Origin of the sequence: Klebsiella sp. BIGb0132 (genome assembly GCF_024810075.1) — a bacterium.
Taxonomy (GTDB): domain Bacteria; phylum Pseudomonadota; class Gammaproteobacteria; order Enterobacterales; family Enterobacteriaceae; genus Klebsiella; species Klebsiella terrigena.
On record NZ_JANUDW010000007.1, the window covers coordinates 169,244 to 193,805 of the forward strand.

Genomic DNA, 24,562 nt, shown 5'->3' on the forward strand with positions numbered 1-24,562 from the left:
ATTTATGAGCCAACTGTTTGTTCGTACCGGCATTCATTTTAGCTCCAGCCAGCAGGCCCTGGAGCACATTGGCGAAGAGATGCTGGCGCGTGGCGTCGTGCATGACAGCTATCCGCTGGCGCTACTCGAACGAGAAGCGACTTTCCCAACCGGCATTGCCCTGGAGCAGCATGCGGTCGCAATTCCTCATTGCGAAGCGGTACATGCGAAGTCTCCAGCTATCTATCTGATCCGGCCTGATCAGCCGGTTCCTTTTCAGCGCGCGGATGAAGATGGTGAAATTGACGTTTCGCTCATCATCGCGCTGATTGTTGAAAATCCGACTGCACAGCTAAAACTGCTGCGCCGGTTATTTAGTGAGCTACAAAACCCGACCACGCTTGAAGCATTGCTGGCCGCCTCAGAAGAGCAGCTGCCCGACCTGTTTCGGCATTCTATCCTTGAGTCAGAATCCGGCATTCCGACTTTATAAAAGACTGATAATAAAAGGGGTACCCTATGAAACGTAAAGTAATCGTTGCCTGTGGCGGCGCAGTCGCCACCTCAACCATGGCCGCAGAAGAGATTAAAGATCTGTGCGCAGAGCACAGCATTGAACTGGACCTGGTGCAGTGCCGGGTTAACGAAATCGAAACCTATATGGACGGTGCGCACCTCATCTGCACCACCGCCCGGGTCGACAGAACCTTTGGTGATATTCCCGTGGTTCACGGCATGCCTTTCATATCGGGCGTAGGCATTGAAGAGCTGCAGCAAAAAATCCTGAACATCCTGGCGGAGTAACGTTCATGTTTAGCGAAATCATGCGCTATATCCTCGATCTTGGTCCGACGGTGATGCTGCCGATCGTGATTATTATCTTCTCCAAACTGCTGGGGATGAAGCTCGGGGATTGTTTTAAATCAGGCCTGCATATTGGGATTGGTTTCGTCGGCATCGGTCTGGTCATCGGCCTGATGCTCGACTCCATCGGACCGGCCGCGAAAGCGATGGCCGAACATTTTCAGATTAACCTGCACGTGATTGATATTGGCTGGCCGGGGTCATCACCGATGACCTGGGCCTCGCAAATCGCCCTGGTCGCGATTCCCATCGCTATCGCGGTCAATATCATCATGCTGGTCACGCGAATGACCCGCGTCGTGAACGTTGATATCTGGAATATCTGGCACATGACCTTTACCGGCGCCATGCTGCATATCGCTACCGGATCGTACTGGATTGGTATTATCGGCGTGGTGGTACATGCGGCCTTCGTCTACAAGCTGGGGGACTGGTTTGCCAAAGATACTCGTGATTTCTTCGGCCTTGACGGTATCGCTATTCCGCACGGTAGCTCGGCTTATTTAGGGCCCATAGCGGTACTGGTTGATACGATCATCGAAAAAATTCCTGGCCTGAACCGCATTCACTTCAGCGCAGACGATATCCAGAAACGCTTTGGCCCATTCGGCGAGCCGGTTACCGTCGGCTTCGTGATGGGTCTGGTGATTGGCGCTTTGGCGGGCTATGACCTGAAAGGCATTCTACAGCTGGCGGTGAAAACCGGTGCCGTAATGCTGCTTATGCCGCGCGTTATCAAACCCATCATGGACGGCCTGAACCCAATAGCCAAACAGGCGCGTAAACGCCTGCAGGCGAAATTCGGCGGCCAGGACTTCCTGATTGGCCTCGACCCGGCGCTGCTGCTTGGACACACTTCGGTGGTCTCCGCCAGCCTGATATTCATTCCGCTGAGTATTCTTATCGCGGTAGTGGTGCCAGGCAACCAGGTTCTGCCCTTTGGCGACCTGGCCACCATCGGTTTCTTCGTCGCGATGGCGGTTGCGGTGCATCAGGGTAACCTGTTCCGCACGTTGATTTCCGGGATCATCCTGATGGGGATCACGCTATGGATAGCGACGCAAACCATCGGCCTGCATACCCAGCTGGCAGCCAACGCTGGTGCATTAAAATCAGGTGGCCTGGTGGCCTCTATGGACCAGGGCGGCTCGCCGATTACCTGGCTACTCATCCAGCTATTTACCTGGCAAAACGTGGTCGGTTTTGCGGTCATCGGCGTCGTTTATCTGGCCGGCGTGTTACTGACCTGGCGGCGGGCACGTAACTTCGCTGCCGCCGAGAAAGCGGCCGCAGTACAACAGAGCCCAACCGTTTCTTAATCTCAGGGGGAGCACTCGCTCCCCCAAACATTTCTGGAGAATTTTATGCAATCAGTGGTAATCCATGCTGAGGGGACAGTGCACGTTGAAGAACGGCCAATCCCCACTCTGCAGACGGAAAACGATGTCCTGGTGAAAGTCGTCAGCTCCGGATTGTGCGGCTCTGATATCCCGCGCATCTTCGCTAAAGGCGCACACTATTACCCCATCACTTTGGGCCACGAGTTCAGCGGCTATGTAGAATCCTACGGTTCTGCGGTCGTCGATCTACAGCCGGGCGACGCCGTGGCCTGCGTACCTCTGCTCCCCTGCTTTAACTGCCCGCAGTGCCAGCGCGAATATTTCTCTTTGTGCAAGCAGTACCAGTTCGTCGGTTCGCGCAGCGAAGGTGGAAACGCGGAATATGTGGTGGTTAAACGCGCCAATCTGTTCCGTCTTCCCGATCGGATGCCGATTGACGATGGAGCCTTTATCGAACCCATTACCGTCGGCCTGCACGCGTTTCATTTGGCGCAAGGCTGCGAGGGGAAAAACGTTATTATTATCGGAGCAGGCACCATCGGCCTGCTGGCGCTACAGTGCGCTCGTGAACTGGGTGCTAAAAGCATTACCGCTATCGATATCAATCCGCAGAAGCTGGAACTGGCAAAAACGCTCGGCGCAACGCGCATCTTTAACAGCAGAGAGATGAGCGGCAAAGAGATCCAGACCGCGCTGGAGGAGATACAGTTCGATCAGCTGGTACTGGAGACAGCGGGTACGCCGCAAACCGTAGCCCTTGGCATTGACGTTGCCGGACCGCGCGCGCAGCTGGCGCTGGTGGGTACCCTGCATCACGATTTAACGCTGCCCTTCGGCACGTTTGGCCAGATCTTGCGTAAAGAGCTCACTATCGTGGGTAGCTGGATGAACTATTCTGGCCCATGGCCGGGTGAAGAGTGGCAAACGGCGGCTCGTCTTCTGACGGAGAAACGCATTCAGCTCGAACCGCTCATAGCCCACCGCGGCGATGCTGAGAGCTTTGCCCGCGAGGTCCAGGCGCTCAACGGCGCTCCGATGCAGGGAAAAATTCTGCTCAAACTCGCTTAACGACCCGAGCCAGCAATCAGAGCTGGCTCACATAACCTTTCGAAAATTATCGTTCAACTTTCATTACCCTTCGATTACACTAAGATCAGTTAATTATCAGGCAAATTAATATGAACTCATTTGAACGAAGGAACAAAATCGTCGAAATGGTTAATATGCAAGGTAGCGTATTGGTATTAGACCTTTCGAATCTCTTTGGCATCTCCGAAGTTACCATCCGGGCTGACCTACGCCTGCTCGAAGAAAAAGGCTTGCTCACCCGCTTTCACGGCGGTGCCGCGAGGCCCGGCAGCAATCTGACTGAGGGTGATAATCAGGAAGTTGTCCTCGAAGACCGCTATCAGCTCGCCAGCGATCCTAAAAAACGCATCGCACAGGCAGCCGCAGCAATGATTAGCGAAGGGATGACGGTAATCCTCGATAGCGGCAGCACCACCCTGCTGATTGCCGAAGCGCTGGTACGCATGACCAATATCACGGTGATTACCAACAGTTTGCCCGCGGCATTTACCCTATCGGAAAACAAAGATATTACCCTCGTGGTTTGCGGCGGCACCGTGCGCCACAAAACGCACTCCATGCACGGTACCATCGCCGAACGTTCTCTTCAGGGCATCAGTGCCGATCTTATGTTCGTTGGCGCGGACGGTATCGACACCACTAACGGCATCACCACCTTTAACGAAGGCTACTCGATTAGCGGCGTGATGGCCGCCGCCGCGCATAAGGTTGTTGCTGTACTGGATGCGAGCAAATTTAATCGTCGTGGATTCAATCAGGTTCTGCCGATAGAGAAAATCGACTGCGTGATTACGGATGATGGGCTGGATGACAAAGACAGAATCACGCTGCACGGTAAGAAAGTCGAACTGATGGTGGTTTAAAATAAAAACCCGGGTGGCAAGTGAAGCACCTTAACCCGGGTTAATCAGCCGTTCAAACTACTCGCCCTGCTGCTCCAGCGCGTGCTTATACAGCGCGTTTTTCTTCACGCCGTGAATTTCAGCGGCCAGCGCGGCGGCTTTTTTCAGCGGCAGCTCCGCCTGCAGCAGGGCTAGCGTCCGCAGCGCGTCCGCAGGTAGGGCCTCTTCCTGAGCCTTGAACCCTTCGACGATCAGCACCATTTCGCCCTTACGGCGGTTCTCATCTTCCTTCACCCACGCCACCAGCTCACCGATTGGTGCGCCGTGGATCGATTCCCAGGTTTTAGTCAGCTCGCGCGCCAGCACCACGTAGCGGGACTCTCCCAGCACCGTGCAGATATCTTCCAGGCTTTCCAGCAGGCGGTGAGTGGACTCATAAAAAATAATCGTCCGCGGCTCTTCTTCCAGCGCCCTCAGCGTATCGCGGCGTCCCTTCGATTTTGCCGGCAGAAAGCCTTCATAGCAGAAGCGGTCCGATGGCAGGCCCGCCGCGCTCAGAGCGGCAATCGCCGCGCACGGCCCCGGCAGCGGCACGACGCGGATATTGGCCTCGCGGCAGGTGCGCACCAGGTGATAGCCGGGATCGTTGATAAGCGGGGTCCCCGCATCAGATACCAGGGCGATGTTTTGCCCGTCCTTCAGCTTTGCCAGAAGTGTTTCAGCTTTTTGCTGCTCATTATGGTCGTGAAGGGCAAATAACCGGGCGTTAATCCCAAAATGCTGGAGCAGTAAACCGGTATGGCGGGTATCTTCTGCAGCAATCAAATCAACGGCTTGCAACACCTCCAGCGCACGCTGCGTGATATCAGACAGATTACCTATCGGCGTGGGCACGATATAGAGCTGCCCCTGAGAATTATCTGCTGATTCGTGTTGTTTCATTGTCTCGTCCGTATTGCCGAATTAATATTGAGCATTGAGCCAAAAAAATATCACTGGATACATATGGTACCGTCAACATTTCTTCGTTCTAAACCCGCGCGTTGTCTGCCCATACTGCTGGCTGCTCTGATCTTCGCTGGCTGCGGCACCCATACCCCGGATCAAAGCACGGCGTTTTTACAGGGTACGGCACAGGCAAACTCCAGTTACTACCTACAGCAAATGCAGCAAAGCGCGAATGATAGCAAGACCAACTGGCAATTACTCGCCATTCGTGCACTGCTGCAAGAGGGCAAAAAGCAGCAGGCCATCGATCTGTTCAACCAGCTGCCGGCTAACCTCAACAAAACGCAGGCCCGCGAGCAGTCGCTGCTGGCGGTAGAAGTTAAGCTGGCCCAGAACGATTTCCCGGGCGCTCAGGCGCTGCTCAGCAAGCTCGATCCGGCAAGCTTTGAGACCAACCAGCAGCCTCGCTACTGGCAGGCACAAATCGATGCCAGCCAGGGACGCCCGTCAATTACCCTGCTGCGCGCCCTTATCGCCCAGCAGCCGCTGCTAAGCCAGCCGAAACAGCAGCAGAAGAATATCGACGAGACCTGGAAAGCGCTGACCTCAATGACCCAGGACCAGGCCAACGCGCTGGTTATCAATGCCGACGAGAACGTCCTGCAGGGCTGGCTGGATCTGCAGCGCATGTGGTTTGATAATCGTAACGATCCGACCCTGCTCAAAGCCGGAGTGAAAGACTGGCAGACCCGCTATCCGCAGAACCCGGGCGCGAAGATGCTGCCGACGGCGCTGGTGAACATGCAAAATTATAAGCCGGCATCAACCAATAAAATTGCCCTGCTGCTGCCGTTAAACGGCCAGGCAGCGGTATTTGGCCGCACGATACAGCAGGGATTTGAGGCGGCGAAAAACGGCGCCCCGGCGGTTGCCGGAAGCGCGGTGCCTGCGCAGGTCGCACAGGCGGCAAACGCCGCCGGGGGCGAGGTAGTCAGCCCGTCGCAGGCGGAAATCAGCGATCTCACCGCGGCAAACGCCGCGCAGGCGCCGGTACAGACGCCGGCAGCGGACCAGGCGACGCCGCCGGCAACAGAGCCGGTCACTGCACCAACCGCCGCTCCGGCGGCCGCACAGAGCGCGACGCCAGCGGTAACGCCAGCCGCCACCAGCGATGCGCCTGCCGACGCCACTCAGCAGCCGGTGACGGCGCCGCAGGCCCAGACGGTTGCCTCAACCCCGGACAACCCTGCCGCCGAACTGAAAATCTACGACACCACCAGCCAGCCGATGAGCCAGCTACTGGCCCAGGTGCAGCAGGACGGCGCGACCATCGTCGTCGGGCCGTTGCTTAAAAACAACGTCGAAGAGGTCATTAAAAGCAACACCTCCCTGAACGTCCTCGCGCTGAACCAGCCGGAAAAAGTCGAGAACCGCGCCAATATCTGCTATTTCGCCCTCTCCCCGGAGGACGAAGCGCGCGATGCGGCCCACCATATTCACGATCAGGGCAAGCAGACTCCGCTGCTGCTGGTTCCGCGCGGAGCGCTGGGCGATCGCGTGGTCAGCGCCTTTGCCAACGAGTGGCTTAAGATCGGCGGCGGCACGGTTTTACAGCAGCGTATTGGCTCAACCTCCGAGCTGAAGTCCAGCGTCAACGGCGGTATCTCATTGACCGGTAGCCCGGTGTCCACCCTGCCTTCCGCTCAGGATAGCGCGCTGGGTAGCCCGAGCGACGTGCCGGTCAGCAGCGGAGGCAGCGTCGATGCCGCCTGGATCCTCGCGACGCCGGAACAAATTGGCTACATCAAACCGATGATCGCCCTGCGCAACGGCAGCCAAAGCAACGTCACGCTGTACGCCAGCTCTCGCAGCGCTCAGGGCACCGCTGGCCCGGACTTCCGCCTGGAAATGGACGGCCTGCAGTACAGCGAAATCCCAATGCTGGCCGGCAGCAACCCGGCGCTGATGCAGCAGGCGCTTTCCGCCGTGCGTAACGACTACTCGCTGGCCCGCCTGTACGCGATGGGCGCCGACGCCTGGTCACTGGCCAACCATTTCTCGCAAATACGTCAGGTGCCGGGCTTTGAGCTGAACGGTAACACCGGCGATCTGACGGCCACGCAGGATTGCGTGATCAACAGGAAACTGTCATGGCTCAAGTACCAGCGCGGACAGATCGTCTCAGCCAACTAGCCAAACGAACCGGCGACGCCTGGGAAGCCCAGGCCCGCCGTTGGCTGGAAAGCCAGGGACTGCGTTTTATCGCCGCCAACGCCCGCGAGCGGGGCGGCGAGATTGACCTGATAATGCGCGACGGGGCGGTTACCGTCTTTGTCGAAGTGCGCTATCGTCGTAGCGCAGGCTACGGCGATGCCGCCTCCAGCGTCACGCTGAAAAAGCAACAACGACTCCTCCATGCCGCGCGTCTGTGGCTCTCCCGACATAATGGGAGCTTTGATACTGTGGATTGCCGTTTCGATGTGGTAGCCTTCACCGGAAACGACATCCAATGGCTGAAAAACGCCTTTGGCGAATAGCGTAAACGAATTTAAGGGATCCCGTGCTCGATAGAATTAAAGCCTGCTTCACTGAAAGCATTCAAACCCAAATTGCAGCAGCGGAAGCACTCCCGGACGCCATCTCCCGTGCGGCGATGACCCTCGTGCAGTCACTCCTCAACGGCAACAAAATCCTCTGTTGTGGCAATGGCACCTCTGCCGCCAATGCACAGCATTTTGCTGCCAGCATGATCAATCGTTTCGAAACGGAGCGCCCTGGTTTACCTGCCATTGCACTAAATACCGATAATGTGGTCTTAACGGCAATAGCCAACGATCGCCTGCATGACGAGGTTTACGCCAAGCAGGTGCGCGCGCTTGGGCACGCTGGTGATGTACTGCTGGCGATCTCCACCCGCGGCAATAGTCGGGATATCGTGAAAGCCGTCGAAGCGGCCGTCACTCGCGATATGACCATCGTTGCGTTAACCGGCTATGACGGCGGCGAGCTGGCTGGCCTGCTGGGTCAGCAGGACGTCGAAATTCGCATTCCCTCGCATCGCAGCGCGCGTATTCAGGAAATGCATATGCTTACCGTCAACTGTCTGTGCGATTTGATTGATAACACGCTTTTTCCACACCAGGACGAATAAGGAGAACACATGAAGGCTCTCTCGCCCCTCGCCATCCTTCTTTCTGCGCTACTGCTTCAGGGATGCGTTGCCGCAGCAGTTGTCGGAACGGCAGCAGTCGGCACCAAGGCCGCAACGGACCCGCGTACGGTCGGCACACAGGTCGATGACAGTACGCTTGAGCTACGCGTCAACAGCGCGTTGTCGAAAGATGAACAAATTAAGAAGCAGGCCCGCATTAACGTCACCGCCTACCAGGGCAAAGTCCTGCTGACCGGTCAATCTCCGGTGGCCGATCTCTCCGCGCGCGCGAAGCAAATTGCGATGGGCGTCGAAGGAACCACGGAAGTCTTTAACGAAGTGCGTCAGGGTCAGCCGATCGGCCTCGGCACCGCCTCTTCGGATACCTGGATTACCACCAAGGTGCGCTCCCAGCTGCTGGGCACTGACCAGGTGAAATCATCGAACGTGAAGGTGACCACCGAGAACGGGGAAGTGTTCCTGATGGGGCTGGTAACCGATCGCGAAGGTCGCGCGGCGGCGGATATCGCCAGCCGGGTCAGCGGCGTTTCTCGCGTCACCACCGCGTTTACCTACCTCAAGTAAGCACCGCATCCCGGGCGACAACCCCTCAGCGTTGTCGCCCGGAAAATCATCCCAGTAACGCCAGCCCGCCAACAATCGCGCCGCACAGCGCCACCAGCCCGCCGGTCAGCCAAAGGGCCTTCGCCGGAAACGCCTTATGCAGCATAATCAGCGACGGTACGCTGACCGCAGGCAGGGTGATCAGCAGCGCCAGCGCCGGCGCAACGCCCATTCCCGCCAGCATCATGGTCTGAACGATAGGGATCTCCGCCGCCGTCGGGATAACGAACAGGCAGCCGGCTATCGCCATCGCCAGCACCCAGAACAGGGTGTTACCGATCGCGCCGTCGGCGTGCGGGAACAGCCAGACGCGCGCGGCGCCCAGCGCCAGCACCGCCAGAATATAGACCGGGATCGTGTTCCAGAACAGCGTCCACAGCGCCCGCAGCCAGCGGCTGAAGAAACCGCCTTCGGCAATTTGCGGGGCAACGTCGGGCACTGCCGCCGGCTGAGTCGCGGCCTCTTTCACCCATTTTTGTACCAGCGTCGCCACCACCAGCACGGTCGCGAGACCGGCCACCAGGCGAATCAAGGCAAACTGCCAGCCCAGCACAAATCCCATGAACACCAGCGTCGCCGGATTCAGCAGCGGGTTACCCATCCAGAACGCCAGCGCGCCGCCCATCGACACCTGCTGCTTACGCATGCCCGCCGCCACCGGCGCGGCGCAGCAGGTACACATCATGCCGGGCAGAGCGAAAATCGCCCCCAGCAGCGTACCGCGAAAACGCGATTGCCCCAGCGTGCGCAGCAGCCAGTTGCGCGGGATCAGCACCTGAATCAGCGAGCCCAGCAGCACGCCCAGCACCGCCGCTTTCCAGACCGCCAGGAAGTAGACCAGCGCGTAATCCCACGCGGCTTTTAGCGGGTTGCTATCGGCCTGGGCGAGAATAGATTTTCCAATGCTGTGCGTTTCCGCGGCGGTGAAGGCCTTACCGTAATAGGGCTGCCATTTAACGAACCACAGGCCAACGATGACGACGAGAAAAAAGAGCGCGGGCTTCCACCATTGAAAAGATGATGCCGCCTGAGATGAAGACTGACCAGTCATAGCATTCCCCAGCAAGAAATGTGGTTATACAGCGAAGCGCTGAATATTACGCCTCGCTGGCGGCGATTTCACGCAGTTTTGCCGATGGCAGAACGGTGACGCCTTCCTGAGGGGGCGCGAGCGCTTCGCTGAGCATCGCCTGTGCGACGTCGCGGGCGTCGATTGACTTCCAGTTCCCCGGCAGCAGGCGGAACAGCGGCGCCAGCAGCGCTTCATTGGCGCGCTTGTTGTCCCGCTCGCCCAGCAGCATAGAGGGGCGCAGGATCGTCAGATTGCGCCACGCCTGAGCGCGCAGCGCCTGCTCCATTTCCCCTTTGACGCGGTTGTAGAAAAACAGCGAATGCGGGTCGGCTCCCATGGCGCTGATGACCAGCATATGTTTCGCCCCCAGCCGTAGTCCGGTCAGCGCCGTATCCACCACCAGCGTGTAGTCAGCATGAATAAAGGCCGCTTTGCTCCCCGCCTCGCGTCGCGTGGTGCCGAGGCAGCAAAAGACGATGTCTAGCGGATCAACGACCTGCGCCAGCGCATCGCTCAGCTGAGGGTCATGGGGATTGAATACGCCCTGGGTATCCGCCAGCGGGCGGCGAGTGGGCGCGGCTATCGCCGAAATGCTCGGCTCACGCACCAACATTCGAAGTAAGTGCCCACCAACTAAACCGGTCGCGCCTGTTATCAGCACCTGGCTCATGATCTCTCCTGAGGTTCCGCCGCGACGGGCGACGGATAGCTTGAGAAAAAGTATGCAAGAAAAGGGAGGAATTGCACGTCTGCCGGGGGAATTACTCTCTCGCAGCCTCGCGCTGCCAGTACAGCTTCTTGCCGAAGCCGAGAGTATTGTCGGTAAACTTGAGCTCGTCGGGGCGAATTTCCCACACCGCTGCCGGCAGCGCGCGGGCAACCGGGAAGCGCCTCACGTAGCATTGACGCATCTCTGCCTCCTCGTCTCCGTGAAGCCGGCGAATCTCGCCTTTAAACTGAACGCCGCGGATCAGCGCCACGGTTTTCGGCTGACCGTTTACCGTCCCGGCAACCTTAGCGCGCTCGCCGGTCATTTGACCGTGGCGAGTTTTCTCGTCGCTAAGAAGATAAAATGCCACGTTTTCAGGATCATAAATATAGAAAGCGTTGGCACACCAGAGCTCACCCTCGCTGGCGACGCACCAGGTGACGACGTGCTGTTTGCCCAGCCAGCGGCCGATCGCGGCAAGCATATCCATCTTTTTTCTCCAGTATGCTATGGTGCACCCACCTTAACATACCGACCTTTGGACCGTGCGCTGGTTTCTCTATCTGATTCGTACCGCCGATAATCGCCTCTATACCGGGATTACCACCGACGTCTCTCGCCGCTTTTGTCAGCATCAGGAGGGCAAAGGGGCGAAAGCTTTACGTGGGAAAGGCGCGCTGCAGCTGGCCTTTAGCCAGGAAGTTGGTGAACACTCACTAGCGCTGAGACTGGAGTATCGCATCAAGCAGCTAACGAAGCGCCAGAAGGAGCGCCTCGTTGCCGGAGATGGTACGTTTGAAGCCCTGCTGGAGAGCCTTAGAAGCGATTGAAGTGGTCGCTGTACTCGACCAGTCCGTGGACCCCTTGCAGCGCGTCATCGGCCAGAGGGCGTACCTGAAACGCCTCAGAGGTGTCAGGCCACCGGCAGCGCAGATCGAAACGCGCGGCCGGTTCAAAGCCCAGGCGGCCGTACAGCGCCGGCTCGCCGAGGGTAACAACCGCGGCATAGCTAAATTCATTCAGCGAATCCAGCCCCTCATAGACCAGCTGGCGGCCAATCCCCTGACCGCGGTAGCTTTCATCTACCGCCAGCGGCGCCATGCCAACCCACTGCAGCTCTTCGCCTTCAACGGAGACCGGACTGAAGGCAACATAGCCAACCACCTGACCTTCATCGTCCGTTGCCACCACGCCTAGCGTGATCAGGCCATCTTCCCGTAAATCGTGCACCAGCTGCGCTTCGGCATCGCCGCCGAAGGTTCGGCGCAGCAACGCGTCGATTCCCGGTGCATCAATTCCAATTTCAACTCGAATCAGCATGCCTCACCTACCGATGTCTGTTCAGGTTTCCGCGGGCTGCTTAGGCCAGCTTCAACAAAATCCGCCAGTTGCAGCAGCATTATGCGCAGCGCTTTCGGCATCTGCTCCAGCTCAATGGCATCCATCAGGTTTTTGACGTACAGCCCCAGCTCGGTATCGCCTTCGATAACCAGCCGACGCTGGAAGAATAGCGTATCCGGATCCTGCTTACGCGCCGCAATCATCAGCAGATCGCTGGCATCAGCGCTAAAGCTGACGTCCGCTTCTGCCGTCGGGCTAACCACCAGCCGACCCTCGCTCACTGAGGTATACCACAGCAGGCCAATATCGCGCACATTAATACTTAACCAGCGGCCTTCGAGAAAATCCAGTTCTCCATCCGCCAGCGCCTGACGAAACTGCCAGCTGAGCACCTGCTCCAGCACCTGGCGCTTGAGGGCAAAAGGCGCCAGCTTAACCGGCACGCTCATCAAAGACGGGCCAAAGTGGACCAGCCGGGAACGCAATTTATCCAACACAAGCTTAACTCCATGAAAGCGACAGTTCCGCTATTGTGCCATATCAAATAAACAACATAGCGGCGTAAATCAACAAAATCACCATGACGGGTACCTATTATTGGCGCCACCAATCCGCTTTTAACTGCCTCAAATCAAAAATTGTCACCAGAAGGTTAACTAAAATCCCTGCTCGTTAACCATTCAGCGTCGCCGACAGGCCGCGTTTTTCAGGAAAAATTATGGAGCTGCTCTGCCCAGCCGGTAACCTCCCGGCGCTTAAGGCGGCCATCGAAAACGGTGCCGATGCCGTGTATATCGGGCTGAAAGATGACACCAACGCCCGCCACTTTGCCGGTCTTAATTTCACCGAAAAGAAGCTGCAGGAAGCCGTCAGCTTCGTTCATCAGCATCGCCGCAAGCTGCATATTGCGATCAACACCTTCGCCCACCCGGACGGCTACGCCCGCTGGCAGCGCGCGGTGGATATGGCCGCCCAGCTGGGGGCCGATGCCCTGATCCTCGCCGATATCGCCATGCTGGAATATGCCGCCGAGCGCTATCCGCATATTGAACGTCACGTGTCGGTTCAGGCGTCTGCGACCAACGAAGAGGCGGTGCGCTTCTACCACCGCAATTTCGACGTCGCCCGCGTGGTGCTGCCGCGCGTGCTCTCCATCCACCAGGTCAAACAGCTGGCGCGCGCTACCCCGGTTCCGCTGGAGGTCTTCGCCTTCGGTAGCCTGTGCATTATGGCGGAGGGCCGCTGCTATCTCTCCTCGTACCTGACCGGTGAATCACCCAATACCGTCGGTGCCTGTTCGCCCGCGCGCTTCGTTCGCTGGCAGCAGACTCCACAGGGCCTGGAGTCGCGGCTTAATGAAGTCCTGATTGACCGCTATCAGGACGGCGAGAACGCCGGCTACCCCACCCTGTGCAAAGGCCGCTACCTGGTCGACGGCGAGCGCTATCACGCGCTGGAAGAGCCCACCAGCCTGAATACCCTTGAGCTGCTGCCGGAGCTGATGGCGGCGAATATTGCCTCGGTGAAAATTGAGGGCCGCCAGCGTAGCCCGGCCTACGTTACCCAGGTGGCGAAGGTCTGGCGTCAGGCTATCGATCGCTGTAAAGCCTCCCCGCAGGATTTTGTCCCACAATCCGCATGGATGGAGACTCTCGGCGCAATGTCCGAGGGAACGCAAACCACCCTTGGCGCCTATCACCGTAAATGGCAGTGAGAAACGTGATGAAATATTCATTAGGGCCGGTGCTGTACTACTGGCCAAAAGAGACGCTGGAAGATTTTTACCAGCAGGCGGCAGGCTGTAGCGCCGAGACGATTTATCTCGGTGAAGCGGTATGCAGCAAGCGCCGCGCGACCAAAGTCGGCGACTGGATCGATATGGCAAGAATGCTGGCGAGCAGCGGCAAGCAGGTGGTCCTCTCGACCCTCGCCCTGGTTCAGGCCTCCTCTGAGCTGGGAGAGCTGAAACGCTACGTCGACAACGGCGAGTTTTTGATTGAGGCCAGCGATCTGGGGGTCGTCAATATGTGCGCTGAACGCGGGCTGCCGTTCGTCGCCGGCCATGCGCTCAACTGCTATAACGCCGTAACCCTGCGCCTGCTGCTCAAGCAGGGAATGGTGCGCTGGTGCATGCCGGTCGAGCTTTCCCGCGACTGGCTGATGAACCTGCTGACGCAGTGTGAAGAGCTGGGGATCCGCGAGCGGTTCGAGGTTGAAGTGCTGAGCTATGGCCACCTGCCGCTGGCCTACTCCGCGCGCTGCTTTACCGCCCGCTCTGAAGACAAACCGAAGGATGAGTGCGAAACCTGCTGCATCAAGTACCCCAACGGCCGCGACGTGCTGTCGCAGGAAAACCAGCAGGTCTTTGTGCTCAACGGTATTCAGACCATGAGCGGATACGTCTATAACCTCGGCAACGAGCTGGCGTCGATGCGCGGCCTGGTCGATATGGTTCGCCTGTCGCCGCTGGATGACAAGGTCTTTGCCACGCTCGATGCCTTCCGGGCAAACGAAAACGGCGCCTCGCCGCTGCCGCTCACCGCCAGCAGCGAGTGCAATGGCTACTGGAAACGGCTGGCCGGGCTGGAGCTACAGAGCTGATAAACCGCTCACTTTGTTAATAGCTATCGTCACTTTTTAATGCACTATTGAAGCCGCAGCTTTTCTGGCCGGCGCGCCCCGGATGCGCCAGGCTGGAAGAAGACCTTCAATCTGATGACTATGCTGTAGCAAAGTGAGCCTTTATGACTGACAAATCTATTCCGTTCTCGGTGCTCGATCTGGCACCGATCCCGCAAGGTTCTTCGGCGAAAGAAGCCTTCTCCCATTCGTTAGACCTGGCGCAGCTGGCTGAAAAACGCGGCTATCACCGCTACTGGCTGGCGGAGCACCATAATATGGTCGGTATTGCCAGCGCCGCGACGTCGGTGCTTATCGGCTATCTGGCGGCCAACACCCGCACTCTGCACCTCGGTTCCGGCGGCGTGATGCTGCCCAACCACTCGCCGCTGGTGATTGCCGAGCAGTTTGGCACGCTGAATACCCTCTATCCTGGCCGCATCGATCTCGGTCTTGGCCGCGCCCCGGGCAGCGATCAGCCCACCATGCGCGCGCTGCGCCGCCACATGAGCGGTGACGTCGATAACTTCCCGCGCGATGTTGCGGAGCTGGTTGACTGGTTCGATGCCCGTGACCCGAATCCGCACGTGCGCCCGGTGCCCGGCTACGGCGAGCAGATCCCGGTATGGCTGCTTGGATCCAGCCTCTACAGCGCCCAGCTGGCGGCGCAGCTCGGCCTGCCGTTTGCCTTCGCTTCGCACTTTGCGCCAGACATGCTGTTCCAGGCCCTGCACCTGTACCGCACGCATTTCAAACCCTCGGCGCGGCTGGAGAAACCCTATGCGATGGTGTGCATCAATATTGTTGCCGCCGACAGTAACCGCGATGCGGAGTTCCTGTTTACCTCAATGCAGCAGGCTTTCGCTAAGCTACGCCGGGGTGAAACCGGCCAGCTGCCGCCGCCGGTGGAGAATATGCATCAGCTGTGGTCTGCCTCCGAGCAATACGGCGTACAGCAGGCGTTGAGCATGTCTCTGGTCGGGGATAAGGCGAAGGTACGTCACGGTCTGGAGTCGATATTGCGCGAAACCCAGGCCGACGAGCTGATGGTTAATGGCCAGATTTTCGATCATCAGGCGCGCCTGCACTCGTTTGAGCTGGCGATGCAGGTGAAAGAGGAGCTGTTGGGTTAACGTCCACCCCGCTTCCCGACCGCGCGTAATGCCGGCCGGGAAGCGAAGTCGCTATTGATAAACCGGCAGAACGTTAAAGCTCGATAAGAAGTGGACGATAACGTTGCCGACGCCGAACAGCAGAATCAGCGCAATCATCGGCTTTCCGCCCCAAACGCGGAATTGTGGGCTACCGAAGCGCTTACGCGATGCGCGCGCCAGCAGAGCCGGGACGATTGCCGCCCAGATGGTTGCCGCCAGTCCCGCATAGCCGATGGCATACAGGAAGCCGTTCGGCCACAGCAGGCCACCGATAACCGGCGGTACGAAGGTCAGGAGCGCGGTCTTAAAGCGCCCCAGCGCGGAGTCATCGAAACCGAACAGGTCCGCCAGATAGTCAAACAGCCCCAGCGTGACGCCGAGGAACGAGCTGGCTACCGCAAAGTTTGAGAACACCACCAGCAGCAGATCCAGGCTGCGGCTGTTCAGCACGCCGCTCAGCGCCTGCACCAGTACATCGATGTTACCGCCCTTCTGCGCGATGCCGACAAACTCCGCGCGCGGGATATTGCCCATCGTCACCAGCAGCCAGATAACGTACAGCCCCAGCGCCAGCAGCGTGCCGTAAACCAGGCAGCGCGTAATGGTGCGCGGATCTTTGCCGTAGTACTTCATCAGGCTGGGGACGTTGCCGTGATAGCCGAAGGATGCCAGGCAAAACGGCAGCGTCATCAGCAGGTACGGCATATAGGATGCGTTTTGCTCGGCCACGTTGAACAACGTCGTCGGCTGTACGTGTCCCAGCAGGCTGCCGAAGGTCAGGAAAAACGTAATGACCTTCGCTCCCAGCACAATCGCCGTCATGCGGCTTACCGCCCTGGTGCTCAGCCAGACGACAAACGCCACCAGCAGGGCAAAGCCCAATCCTGCCGCCCGCGCCGGAACGTTGAGCGACATCTCGGAAAAGGTATGGTGCAATATGGAGCCGCTGGCCGAGATGTAGGCGTAGGTGAGGATATAGAGCACGAAGGCAATCGACACGCCGTTAATCAGATTCCAGCCTCTGCCGAGCAGATCTTTGGTGATGGTATCGAAGCTGGAGCCAATGCGGTAATTCAGGTTGGCTTCCAGAATCATCAGCCCGGAATGCAGCATGCAGAACCAGGTGAAAACCAGAGCCGCCAGCGACCAGAAGAACCACGCGCCGGACATGACCACCGGCAGCGAGAACATGCCCGCGCCAATAATGGTTCCGCCGATAATCACCACGCCGCCAATTAAGGACGGGCGCGATGCCGTAGTGGTTAGTGTCGCCATTTAGCCTAATCTCCAGTCAATAATACTTTGCTCATCGTTAGCGCGCAGCACTGTACCAGTACACGAGTACAATTGAAATAAAAAAAGCCCCAATCGTTAAGATCGGGGCTGTATCATTTTCTTTACGCTAGCGGATGCTAATTACGCATCGCCACCGAAACGACGACGGCTTGAAGAGTCATCCCGACGCGGGGCTGAATCTTCGCGACGCGGCGCTGAATCATCACGGCGCGGAGCATGACCTTCACGACGCGGTGCCTGGCCTTCACGACGTTCGCCGCTGAAACGACGACCATCACCACGACCGCCTTCGCGACGTTCACCGCCGAAACTACGACCGCCTTCACGACGTTCGCCACCGAAAGCACGGCCGCCTTCACGACGTTCACCGCCGCCACGACGCTCGCCACCGCTACGCTCAGGGCGCGGCTGGGCATCGCCCATCAGCTGCATGTTCATCGGCTTGTTCAGGATACGGGTACGAGTAAAGTGCTGCAGCACTTCGCCCGGCATGCCTTTCGGCAGCTCGATCGTTGAGTGGGTACCGAACAGCTTGATGTTACCGATGTAACGGCTGCTGATGTCGCCTTCGTTAGCGATAGCGCCAACAATGTGACGAACTTCAACACCATCGTCGCGGCCCACTTCAATGCGATACAGTTCCATATCGCCAACGTCACGACGCTCGCGTTTAGGACGATCTTCACCGCTACGCTCAGGACGGTCGCCACGCGGGCCACGGTCATTGCGATCGTTACGGTCATTACGACGTTCGAAACGATCGTCGCGATCGCGGAATTCGCGTTTAGCACGCATCGGCGCATCCGGAGGCAGGATCAGAGGACGTTCGCCCTGAGCCATTTTCAGCAGTGCTGCGGCAAGAGTTTCGATATCCAGCTCTTCGCCTTCAGCGGACGGCTTGATGTTCGTCAGCAGCGCACGGTACTGATCCAGATCGCTGCTTTCCAGCTGCTGCTGAACTTTAGCGGCGAATTTTTCCAGACGGCGTTTGCCCAGCAGCTCTGCGTTCGGCAGCTCTACTTCCGGAATGGTCAGCTTCATGGTGCGTTCGATGTTACGCAGCAGACGGCGTTCGCGGTTCTCAACGAACAGCAGCGCACGGCCTGCACGACCTGCACGACCGGTACGGCCGATACGGTGAACGTAAGATTCGGAGTCCATCGGGATGTCGTAGTTAACAACCAGGCTGATACGTTCAACGTCAAGGCCACGGGCCGCAACGTCGGTCGCAATCAGGATGTCCAGACGACCATCTTTCAGACGCTCCAGAGTCTGCTCACGCAGGGACTGGTTCATGTCACCGTTCAGCGCGGCGCTGTTATAGCCGCTACGCTCCAGCGCTTCGGCCACTTCCAGGGTCGCGTTTTTGGTACGAACGAAGATAATCGCCGCATCAAAATCTTCCGCTTCCAGGAAACGCACCAGCGCTTCGTTTTTACGCATGCCGTAAGCAGTCCAGTAGCTCTGGCTGATGTCCGGGCGAGTAGTAACGCTGGACTGGATGCGTACTTCCTGCGGCTCTTTCATAAAGCGGCGGGTAATACGACGGATCGCTTCCGGCATAGTGGCAGAGAACAGAGCGGTCTGATGACCTTCCGGGATCTGAGCCATGATAGTTTCTACGTCTTCGATGAAGCCCATGCGCAGCATTTCGTCAGCTTCATCCAGCACCAGACCGCTCAGCTTAGAGAGATCCAGAGTACCGCGCTTCAGGTGGTCAAGCAGACGACCCGGGGTACCGACAACAATTTGTGGTCCCTGGCGCAGAGCACGCAGCTGCACGTCATAACGCTGGCCGCCGTAAAGGGCTACCACGTTTACGCCGCGCATATGTTTAGAGAAGTCCGTCATCGCTTCAGCAACCTGTACCGCCAGTTCGCGGGTCGGCGCCAGCACCAGGATTTGCGGTGCTTTGAGCTCAGGATCAAGATTGTTCAGCAGCGGTAAAGAGAACGCTGCAGTTTTACCGCTACCCGTCTGGGCCATACCCAGAACGTCGCGGCCGCCCAGCAGATGCGGAATGCATTCAGCCTGGATCGGAGATGGTTTTTCGTAACCCAGATCGTTAAGGGCTTCAAGGATAGGAGCCTTCAGGCCCAGATCTGCAAAAGTGGTTTCGAATTCAGCCATGTAGTACGTGTGCCTCAAAATTAATGGCGGCCAGTCTACATAACTCAACGTGAAAATTTACAGTAATTTTCATTGAAAAGTGTGAACCGGCTCAAAGTAGGTGTATTAACGAACAACAACGCCCTCACCCGCGAAGGTGATGGCAATAAAAATTTGGGCTGATGTTTGTTCGTCAGCTATTGCTGGTCCGATTCTGCCAGGTCATCTTGCTCCTGGCCCAAGAGCGATAATTCCAACAATGCGTATCGGTGCTCAACGTAGTTGTGAACGTTGTTTGCGACCGCCAGTTTGAACAGTGCCGTAGCGCTGTCCTTGTCCCCCAGACTTAGGTAGTACTTACCTAAATAGAAGTTGGTTTCACTGAGATGCTCAGCGAGCGAGGTGTTATCCGTTGCGTCTGCCTTCAAACGATCCATCAGCGTTTTTTCGCTAATATCGTTAAGGTAGAACTCGACAATGTTCCATCCCCATTGCTCTTTATCCGATTTGTCGAAGCGCTGTTTCAGTGCTTCAAGCGCCTGCTTCTCGTCGAGTTTGCGCTCAGCGAGATAAAGCCACAGGCTACGGAAAGGATCATTGGGATCGTCTTGATAAAACGCCAGCAGATCATCTTGCGCTAACTTAGCACGACCCCCGTAATACAGGGCGATGCCGCGATTTAAGTGCGCGTAGTTATAAGTTGGATCAAGCTCAAGTACAGAATCAAACGCTTCATAGGCAGCATCAAAATTGCCTGCCTGCGTTAAATATATGCCTAAGTAGTTGAATACTTCGGGCATATCAGGTCGGATTGCCAGCGCTTGTGAAAAATCGTTTCGCGCTAGTGCCCTCAGACCGAGACTATCATACAACACTCCGCGCTCATATAAAAGCTGTGCGCGTTCATCATCGGTTAAAGCCCGACTGGCAAGAATTTGTTCCATGCGCGCCAGAATCACTTCTTGCTGCAAAGTCGGTTGCAATGGCACCGCGAGGACTGCGTCCTTACGCCAGGCAGAGTTGCTGCATCCTGCCAGCGTGAGAGCTGTCGCCACGAAACACCAGCGCAAAAAAGGCTTCATTTCCCACTCCCGAAGACAACGATTGGATGAACGTCCAGTTCCCCGGCTGCAAACAAGGCGTCCTGCCCGTAATACGCCCTCCGCAAACGCGGAGGGCAAACGGCAACCTTACTCGCCCTGCTCTGCGACCGGAGCTTCCGGTGCGCTTACAGGCTGAGTCTGCTCAGTTGCTTCTTTGATGCTCAGACGGACGCGGCCCTGACGGTCAACTTCCAGAACCTTAACCGGCACTTCCTGACCCATCTGCAGGTAATCGGTGACTTTCTCTACGCGCTTGTCGGCGATCTGAGAAATATGCACCAGACCTTCTTTACCGCCGCCGATGGCAACGAATGCGCCAAAGTCAACGATACGGGTCACTTTACCATTGTAGATACGGCCAACTTCGATCTCAGCGGTAATCTCTTCGATACGACGAATCGCGTGCAGCGCTTTGTCACCGTCGGTCGCTGCGATTTTCACGGTACCGTCATCTTCGATTTCGATGGTGGTGCCGGTCTCTTCAGTCAGCGCACGGATGACAGAGCCGCCCTTACCGATAACGTCTTTGATCTTGTCCGGGCTGATCTTGATGGTGTGGATACGCGGTGCGAATTCGGAGATGTCGCCGCGCGGCGCGTTAATCGCCTGCTCCATTACGCCCAGGATGTGCAGACGCGCACCTTTAGCCTGGTTCAGCGCAACCTGCATGATCTCTTTGGTGATACCTTCAATTTTGATATCCATCTGCAGAGCAGAGATACCGTCGCGGGAACCCGCAACTTTGAAGTCCATATCGCCCAGGTGATCTTCGTCGCCCAGAATATCGGACAGAACGACATAGTTGTCGCCTTCTTTCACCAGACCCATCGCGATACCCGCAACGGAGGCTTTAATCGGCACGCCGGCGTCCATCAGTGCCAGAGATGCACCGCAAACGGAAGCCATGGAAGAAGAGCCGTTAGATTCGGTGATTTCAGAAACCACGCGAACGGTGTACGGGAACTCTTCGGTGGTCGGCATCACGGCCAGTACGCCGCGCTTAGCCAGACGACCGTGACCAATTTCACGACGCTTCGGTGAACCTACCATTCCGGTCTCGCCTACGGAGTACGGAGGGAAGTTGTAGTGGAACAGGAAGGAGTCGGTACGGTCGCCCATCAGCTCATCGATGTTCTGTGCGTCACGCGCGGTGCCCAGGGTCGCGGTAACCAGCGCCTGAGTTTCGCCACGGGTGAACAGTGCGGAACCGTGGGTACGCGGCAGTACGCCGGTACGAACATCCAGACCACGAATCATATCTTTTTCACGGCCATCGATGCGCGGCTCGCCTGCCAGTACGCGGCTACGAACGGCATTTTTCTCGATAGCGTGCAGGATTTCACCCAGCTCGTTAGCGTCCAGGGTTTCATCTTCAGCGGTCAGCGTGGCGATAGTTTCAGCTTTGATCACGCCAATCTGAGCATAGCGCTCTTGTTTATCAGTGATGCGGTAAGCATCGCTCAGGCGAGTTTCAGCCAGGGCTGCAACGCGGGCATTCAGCGCGGCGTCTACGACTTCCGGCTGCCATTCCCAGCGCGGTTTACCCGCTTCTTTCACCAGATCGTTGATGGTCTGAATAACAATCTGCTGCTGCTCGTGGCCGAACACCACCGCGCCCAGCATCTGGTCTTCGCTCAGCAGTTCTGCTTCAGATTCAACCATCAGGACCGCAGCTTCGGTACCGGCAACAACCAGGTCCAGCTTACTCTCTTTCAGCTCATCCTGAGTCGGGTTCAGTACGTACTGGTCGTTGATGTAGCCAACGCGCGCGGAGCCGATAGGACCGTTAAACGGAATACCGGACAGGGACAGCGCAGCGGAAGCACCGATCATGGCAACGATGTCCGGGTTAACCTGTGGGTTAACGGAAACAACGGTAGCAATAACCTGAACTTCGTTAACAAAACCTTCCGGGAACAGCGGACGAACCGGGCGGTCAATCAGACGCGCAATCAGGGTTTCGCCTTCGCTTGGACGGCCTTCACGACGGAAGAAACCACCCGGGATTTTACCTGCTGCATAGGTACGTTCTTGATAGTTTACGGTCAGCGGGAAGAAGTCCTGGCCTGGCTTCGCTTTCTTCTGGCCAACAACGGTAACGAATACCGCGGTGTCATCCATGCTTACCATGACAGCAGCAGTGGCCTGGCGGGCCATCATGCCGGTTTCCAGGGTAACGGTGTGTTGGCCGTACTGGAATTTACGAACGATCGGATTTAGCAAAATTCTATCCTTTTATCAAAAAGTGACGCTATATCGAGGATATAGCGTCAGATGACCCGATCTCCTGCATCCTCGCGACTAATGACAACCTTTACCCGCCCCTGCGGATGAAGCCTCTCATTAGCCGCGCGAACCTCTGCACGAAGATCATTAATAGCAACAATACATGAGTTTTTAGCTAATTGCTGCCGCCTGGTCGAAAAAAGGGGCCCTGAGGCCCCTTTTTCTGAAACTCGCAGAACTAGCGACGCAGACCCAGACGCTCGATCAGCGAAGAGTAACGTGCAACATCTTTACGTTTCAGGTAGTCGAGCAGTTTACGACGCTGGGAAACCATGCGCAGCAGACCACGACGGCTGTGGTGATCTTTTTTATGCTCGGAGAAGTGACCCTGCAGATGGTTAATCTGGGCAGTCAGCAGTGCAACCTGAACTTCGGTAGAACCGCTGTCGTTTTCGCCACGACCAAACTCAGAAACGATTTTTGCTTTAGCTTCAACGCTTAGAGACATTTTGAACTCCAAAAATTAAAAGAAAGAAAGGGTGCCGATCTCTAATTCAGCAACCCCTGATGCGACGCCCGAAAATGTTAAAACATTTTTGCGGACGTCAGGCGGCGATATTCTACTCGCAGCCAGCTTTTATCGCAAGAACAGCCCTCAGACAGGGTATTCAACGACCAGACGACGCGGCGCCACGCGGCCTTCGTCATCAATCTCGCCCATGCCGAGAAACTTCTCGTCTTCACCTTCCGTTACGCGAACCAGACCCTGCTTCGGCGCACCAGAAGTGCGGACTGGATTACCGTTTTTAAAATATACCGCCGACGTTTCGGGAATATTAACCAGCGGATAATCCGAGGCCGGGCTGTCCATCGGCATTAGCAGCGGATCGAGCAGCTGCGCGGCAGGAATATCCTGCTCTTGCGCCTGTTCAACCAGCGCCTGCAGCTGTTCGAGCGTCACCATACGTTCAACAGGATACTTGCTGACGGCCAGGCGGCGCAGGAAAATCACGTGCGCGCCGCAGCCAAGCTTTTCGCCTAAATCGTCGATAATCGTCCGAATATAGGTCCCTTTTGAACAGTGGATTTCCAGCTCGAGCTCATCGCCTTCATGGCGAATAAACAGCAGCTCGTAGACGGTAATCGGCCGGGCTTCGCGCGGGACGTCAATCCCCTGACGGGCATATTCATACAGCTTTTTACCCTGGTACTTCAGCGCCGAATACATGGACGGCACCTGCTGAGTCTCACCACGAAAATCTTCCAGCGCGGAGGCCAGCTGAGCATCGCTAAAGGCCAGCGGGCGCTCTTCCACTACCTGGCCATCGGCATCAGAGGTGTCAGTGCGTTGACCCAGTTTGGCAATGACGCGGTAACGCTTGTCAGAGTCGAGTAGGTACTGGGAAAACTTGGTCGCTTCTCCGAGGCAAATCGGCAGCATGCCGGTTGCCAGCGGATCCAGCGCGCCGGTGTGCCCTGCCCGGTTAGCGTTATAAATACGTTTTACTTTTTGCAGTACGTCATTGCTGGAAGCCCCCTGGGGTTTATCCAGCAACAGCACGCCGTGCACATCGCGGCCGCGACGACGAGGACGACTCATTAGTCCTCCTTGACGTCGTCCGGATTCACACGACGCTCATCGTCATGCTTCACCACGCTGGTCACCAGGTTAGACATGCGCATCCCTTCGACCAGCGAGTTGTCGTAGAAGAAGGTCAGTTCCGGCACGATACGCAGACGCATCGCTTTACCCAGCAGAGAGCGGATAAATCCGGATGCTTCCTGCAGCGCTTTAATACCCGCCTTAACAGCGGCTTCATCTTTGTCGTTCAGGAACGTCACGAACACTTTGGCATAGGCCAGATCGCGGGACATTTCTACGCCAGAGACGGTAGTCATCATGCCCAGGCGCGGATCTTTAATTTCGCGCTGCAGGATGATAGCAATCTCTTTTTGCATCTCCTGAGCTACACGCTGCGGGCGACCAAATTCTTTCGCCATAATAAATTCTCCAGAATAAAGACAAAAAAGGGGCTATAAGCCCCTTTTTAGAATTATTGCCGGGTGGCGCTTCGCTAACCCGGCTTACCTTCAGC

The 24,562-nt window shown here is 57.2% G+C and carries 27 protein-coding genes; 13 read left to right on the forward strand and 14 right to left on the reverse strand.

What is annotated here, in order from left to right; genetic code table 11:
* Positions 1–4 precede the first annotated feature (4 nt).
* The 5 genes from gatA to M2416_RS19060 all read left to right on the forward strand — a co-directional run bounded on the left by gatA (position 5) and on the right by M2416_RS19060 (position 4,135).
* A complete protein-coding gene (gene gatA, locus M2416_RS19040; protein ID WP_259226327.1) occupies positions 5–472 on the forward strand; it encodes a PTS galactitol transporter subunit IIA in 468 nt (155 codons plus the stop codon).
* Positions 473–498: 26 nt separating this feature from the next.
* On the forward strand, positions 499–783 hold the full coding sequence (gene gatB, locus M2416_RS19045) for a PTS galactitol transporter subunit IIB (RefSeq protein WP_259226329.1): 285 nt from the start codon (positions 499–501) through the stop codon (positions 781–783).
* A gap of 5 nt (positions 784–788) precedes the next feature.
* Positions 789–2,162, forward strand: a complete 1,374-nt coding sequence (locus M2416_RS19050; protein WP_132513587.1) for a galactitol-specific PTS transporter subunit IIC — start codon at positions 789–791, stop codon at positions 2,160–2,162.
* Between the two features lie 45 nt (positions 2,163–2,207).
* Positions 2,208–3,251, forward strand: a complete 1,044-nt coding sequence (gene gatD / locus M2416_RS19055) for a galactitol-1-phosphate 5-dehydrogenase (protein ID WP_259226330.1) — start codon at positions 2,208–2,210, stop codon at positions 3,249–3,251.
* A gap of 110 nt (positions 3,252–3,361) precedes the next feature.
* Positions 3,362–4,135 carry a DeoR/GlpR family DNA-binding transcription regulator gene (locus tag M2416_RS19060; RefSeq protein WP_259226331.1) on the forward strand — a complete coding sequence of 258 codons (774 nt, stop codon included), beginning with the start codon at positions 3,362–3,364 and terminating at the stop codon, positions 4,133–4,135.
* Positions 4,136–4,192: 57 nt separating this feature from the next.
* Here the strand turns inward: M2416_RS19060 and rsmI are convergent, their stop codons facing one another.
* Positions 4,193–5,056 carry a 16S rRNA (cytidine(1402)-2'-O)-methyltransferase gene (gene rsmI, locus M2416_RS19065; protein WP_045856650.1) on the reverse strand — a complete coding sequence of 288 codons (864 nt, stop codon included), beginning with the start codon at positions 5,054–5,056 and terminating at the stop codon, positions 4,193–4,195.
* A gap of 63 nt (positions 5,057–5,119) precedes the next feature.
* On the opposite strand from rsmI, the gene M2416_RS19070 reads away from it, so the two are divergent.
* From M2416_RS19070 to dolP, 4 genes are read left to right on the forward strand one after another with little or no spacing between them, the layout of a single operon-like run.
* Positions 5,120–7,255 carry a penicillin-binding protein activator gene (locus tag M2416_RS19070; RefSeq protein WP_259226332.1) on the forward strand — a complete coding sequence of 712 codons (2,136 nt, stop codon included), beginning with the start codon at positions 5,120–5,122 and terminating at the stop codon, positions 7,253–7,255.
* Positions 7,213–7,599, forward strand: a complete 387-nt coding sequence (locus tag M2416_RS19075; protein WP_128877092.1) for a YraN family protein — start codon at positions 7,213–7,215, stop codon at positions 7,597–7,599. The genes M2416_RS19070 and M2416_RS19075 overlap by 43 nt, the downstream gene beginning before the upstream one ends.
* 23 nt (positions 7,600–7,622) lie before the next feature.
* Positions 7,623–8,213, forward strand: coding sequence for a DnaA initiator-associating protein DiaA (gene diaA, locus M2416_RS19080; RefSeq protein WP_041147373.1), 591 nt, complete (start codon positions 7,623–7,625; stop codon positions 8,211–8,213).
* Positions 8,214–8,222: 9 nt separating this feature from the next.
* Positions 8,223–8,798, forward strand: a complete 576-nt coding sequence (dolP, locus tag M2416_RS19085) for a division/outer membrane stress-associated lipid-binding lipoprotein (RefSeq protein WP_041147374.1) — start codon at positions 8,223–8,225, stop codon at positions 8,796–8,798.
* Positions 8,799–8,844: 46 nt separating this feature from the next.
* Here the strand turns inward: dolP and M2416_RS19090 are convergent, their stop codons facing one another.
* The 3 genes from M2416_RS19090 to M2416_RS19100 all read right to left on the reverse strand — a co-directional run bounded on the left by M2416_RS19090 (position 8,845) and on the right by M2416_RS19100 (position 11,108).
* The gene (locus M2416_RS19090) at positions 8,845–9,888 is read right to left on the reverse strand and encodes a permease (RefSeq protein ID WP_259226333.1); all 1,044 of its coding nucleotides are present in this window, start codon (positions 9,886–9,888) and stop codon (positions 8,845–8,847) included.
* Between the two features lie 46 nt (positions 9,889–9,934).
* Complete coding sequence (locus tag M2416_RS19095) at positions 9,935–10,579, reverse strand: NAD(P)H-binding protein (protein WP_259226334.1); 645 nt, start codon at positions 10,577–10,579, stop codon at positions 9,935–9,937.
* Between the two features lie 91 nt (positions 10,580–10,670).
* A complete protein-coding gene (locus M2416_RS19100; RefSeq protein ID WP_259226335.1) occupies positions 10,671–11,108 on the reverse strand; it encodes a YhbP family protein in 438 nt (145 codons plus the stop codon).
* A gap of 55 nt (positions 11,109–11,163) precedes the next feature.
* Between M2416_RS19100 and M2416_RS19105 the strand changes: the two genes are divergently transcribed.
* A complete protein-coding gene (locus M2416_RS19105; protein WP_076946566.1) occupies positions 11,164–11,448 on the forward strand; it encodes a GIY-YIG nuclease family protein in 285 nt (94 codons plus the stop codon).
* Here the strand turns inward: M2416_RS19105 and M2416_RS19110 are convergent.
* The gene (locus M2416_RS19110) at positions 11,435–11,938 is read right to left on the reverse strand and encodes a GNAT family N-acetyltransferase (RefSeq protein WP_045856636.1); all 504 of its coding nucleotides are present in this window, start codon (positions 11,936–11,938) and stop codon (positions 11,435–11,437) included. The two genes, M2416_RS19105 and M2416_RS19110, sit on opposite strands and share 14 nt — an antisense overlap.
* On the reverse strand, positions 11,932–12,456 hold the full coding sequence (ubiT, locus tag M2416_RS19115) for a ubiquinone anaerobic biosynthesis accessory factor UbiT (protein ID WP_041147380.1): 525 nt from the start codon (positions 12,454–12,456) through the stop codon (positions 11,932–11,934). The genes M2416_RS19110 and ubiT overlap by 7 nt, the downstream gene beginning before the upstream one ends.
* 221 nt (positions 12,457–12,677) lie before the next feature.
* Here ubiT and ubiU point away from each other — a divergent pair, with 221 nt between their 5' ends.
* The 3 genes from ubiU to M2416_RS19130 all read left to right on the forward strand — a co-directional run bounded on the left by ubiU (position 12,678) and on the right by M2416_RS19130 (position 15,711).
* The gene (gene ubiU / locus M2416_RS19120) at positions 12,678–13,673 is read left to right on the forward strand and encodes a ubiquinone anaerobic biosynthesis protein UbiU (protein ID WP_041147381.1); all 996 of its coding nucleotides are present in this window, start codon (positions 12,678–12,680) and stop codon (positions 13,671–13,673) included.
* Between the two features lie 8 nt (positions 13,674–13,681).
* Positions 13,682–14,560 (forward strand): U32 family peptidase, encoded by an 879-nt coding sequence (locus M2416_RS19125; protein ID WP_076946565.1) that lies wholly within the window; start codon positions 13,682–13,684, stop codon positions 14,558–14,560.
* Between the two features lie 143 nt (positions 14,561–14,703).
* Positions 14,704–15,711, forward strand: coding sequence for a luciferase-like monooxygenase (locus tag M2416_RS19130; protein WP_041147383.1), 1,008 nt, complete (start codon positions 14,704–14,706; stop codon positions 15,709–15,711).
* A 51-nt stretch (positions 15,712–15,762) separates the two neighbouring features.
* Here the strand turns inward: M2416_RS19130 and mtr are convergent, their stop codons facing one another.
* From mtr to rbfA, 8 genes are all read right to left on the reverse strand, one after another.
* On the reverse strand, positions 15,763–17,007 hold the full coding sequence (gene mtr, locus M2416_RS19135) for a tryptophan permease (RefSeq protein ID WP_041147384.1): 1,245 nt from the start codon (positions 17,005–17,007) through the stop codon (positions 15,763–15,765).
* Between the two features lie 141 nt (positions 17,008–17,148).
* On the reverse strand, positions 17,149–19,158 hold the full coding sequence (locus M2416_RS19140) for a DEAD/DEAH family ATP-dependent RNA helicase (protein ID WP_259226336.1): 2,010 nt from the start codon (positions 19,156–19,158) through the stop codon (positions 17,149–17,151).
* Positions 19,151–19,231, reverse strand: a complete 81-nt coding sequence (gene yrbN, locus M2416_RS19145) for a protein YrbN (protein WP_115191791.1) — start codon at positions 19,229–19,231, stop codon at positions 19,151–19,153. Before yrbN ends, M2416_RS19140 begins: the two co-directional genes overlap by 8 nt.
* A gap of 103 nt (positions 19,232–19,334) precedes the next feature.
* On the reverse strand, positions 19,335–20,219 hold the full coding sequence (gene nlpI, locus M2416_RS19150; RefSeq protein ID WP_041147386.1) for a lipoprotein NlpI: 885 nt from the start codon (positions 20,217–20,219) through the stop codon (positions 19,335–19,337).
* Positions 20,220–20,327: 108 nt separating this feature from the next.
* Positions 20,328–22,463: a polyribonucleotide nucleotidyltransferase gene (pnp, locus tag M2416_RS19155; RefSeq protein ID WP_076946563.1), complete on the reverse strand. Its 2,136-nt coding sequence runs from the start codon at positions 22,461–22,463 to the stop codon at positions 20,328–20,330.
* A gap of 241 nt (positions 22,464–22,704) precedes the next feature.
* Positions 22,705–22,974, reverse strand: a complete 270-nt coding sequence (gene rpsO, locus M2416_RS19160; RefSeq protein ID WP_004868066.1) for a 30S ribosomal protein S15 — start codon at positions 22,972–22,974, stop codon at positions 22,705–22,707.
* A gap of 147 nt (positions 22,975–23,121) precedes the next feature.
* Entirely contained in the window at positions 23,122–24,066 is a 945-nt protein-coding gene (gene truB / locus M2416_RS19165; RefSeq protein ID WP_076946562.1) for a tRNA pseudouridine(55) synthase TruB, read from the reverse strand.
* The gene (gene rbfA, locus M2416_RS19170) at positions 24,066–24,467 is read right to left on the reverse strand and encodes a 30S ribosome-binding factor RbfA (protein ID WP_041147389.1); all 402 of its coding nucleotides are present in this window, start codon (positions 24,465–24,467) and stop codon (positions 24,066–24,068) included. Before rbfA ends, truB begins: the two co-directional genes overlap by 1 nt.
* Positions 24,468–24,562 lie beyond the last annotated feature (95 nt).

Bases quoted from the DNA above. Each gene is read 5' to 3' on its own strand.
- M2416_RS19110 (WP_045856636.1), bottom strand. From the start codon at position 11,938: ATGCTGATTCGAGTTGAAATTGGAATTGATGCACCGGGAATCGACGCG.
- rsmI (WP_045856650.1), bottom strand. From the start codon at position 5,056: ATGAAACAACACGAATCAGCAGATAATTCTCAGGGGCAGCTCTATATC.
- truB (WP_076946562.1), bottom strand. From the start codon at position 24,066: ATGAGTCGTCCTCGTCGTCGCGGCCGCGATGTGCACGGCGTGCTGTTG.
- M2416_RS19090 (WP_259226333.1), bottom strand. From the start codon at position 9,888: ATGACTGGTCAGTCTTCATCTCAGGCGGCATCATCTTTTCAATGGTGG.
- M2416_RS19050 (WP_132513587.1), top strand. From the start codon at position 789: ATGTTTAGCGAAATCATGCGCTATATCCTCGATCTTGGTCCGACGGTG.
- dolP (WP_041147374.1), top strand. From the start codon at position 8,223: ATGAAGGCTCTCTCGCCCCTCGCCATCCTTCTTTCTGCGCTACTGCTT.
- rbfA (WP_041147389.1), bottom strand. From the start codon at position 24,467: ATGGCGAAAGAATTTGGTCGCCCGCAGCGTGTAGCTCAGGAGATGCAA.
- gatD (WP_259226330.1), top strand. From the start codon at position 2,208: ATGCAATCAGTGGTAATCCATGCTGAGGGGACAGTGCACGTTGAAGAA.
- yrbN (WP_115191791.1), bottom strand. From the start codon at position 19,231: ATGAAAATTACTGTAAATTTTCACGTTGAGTTATGTAGACTGGCCGCC.
- nlpI (WP_041147386.1), bottom strand. From the start codon at position 20,219: ATGAAGCCTTTTTTGCGCTGGTGTTTCGTGGCGACAGCTCTCACGCTG.
- M2416_RS19130 (WP_041147383.1), top strand. From the start codon at position 14,704: ATGACTGACAAATCTATTCCGTTCTCGGTGCTCGATCTGGCACCGATC.
- ubiU (WP_041147381.1), top strand. From the start codon at position 12,678: ATGGAGCTGCTCTGCCCAGCCGGTAACCTCCCGGCGCTTAAGGCGGCC.
- M2416_RS19075 (WP_128877092.1), top strand. From the start codon at position 7,213: ATGGCTCAAGTACCAGCGCGGACAGATCGTCTCAGCCAACTAGCCAAA.
- gatB (WP_259226329.1), top strand. From the start codon at position 499: ATGAAACGTAAAGTAATCGTTGCCTGTGGCGGCGCAGTCGCCACCTCA.
- mtr (WP_041147384.1), bottom strand. From the start codon at position 17,007: ATGGCGACACTAACCACTACGGCATCGCGCCCGTCCTTAATTGGCGGC.
- M2416_RS19095 (WP_259226334.1), bottom strand. From the start codon at position 10,579: ATGAGCCAGGTGCTGATAACAGGCGCGACCGGTTTAGTTGGTGGGCAC.
- M2416_RS19070 (WP_259226332.1), top strand. From the start codon at position 5,120: ATGGTACCGTCAACATTTCTTCGTTCTAAACCCGCGCGTTGTCTGCCC.
- M2416_RS19060 (WP_259226331.1), top strand. From the start codon at position 3,362: ATGAACTCATTTGAACGAAGGAACAAAATCGTCGAAATGGTTAATATG.
- gatA (WP_259226327.1), top strand. From the start codon at position 5: ATGAGCCAACTGTTTGTTCGTACCGGCATTCATTTTAGCTCCAGCCAG.
- M2416_RS19100 (WP_259226335.1), bottom strand. From the start codon at position 11,108: ATGGATATGCTTGCCGCGATCGGCCGCTGGCTGGGCAAACAGCACGTC.
- M2416_RS19140 (WP_259226336.1), bottom strand. From the start codon at position 19,158: ATGGCTGAATTCGAAACCACTTTTGCAGATCTGGGCCTGAAGGCTCCT.
- rpsO (WP_004868066.1), bottom strand. From the start codon at position 22,974: ATGTCTCTAAGCGTTGAAGCTAAAGCAAAAATCGTTTCTGAGTTTGGT.
- M2416_RS19125 (WP_076946565.1), top strand. From the start codon at position 13,682: ATGAAATATTCATTAGGGCCGGTGCTGTACTACTGGCCAAAAGAGACG.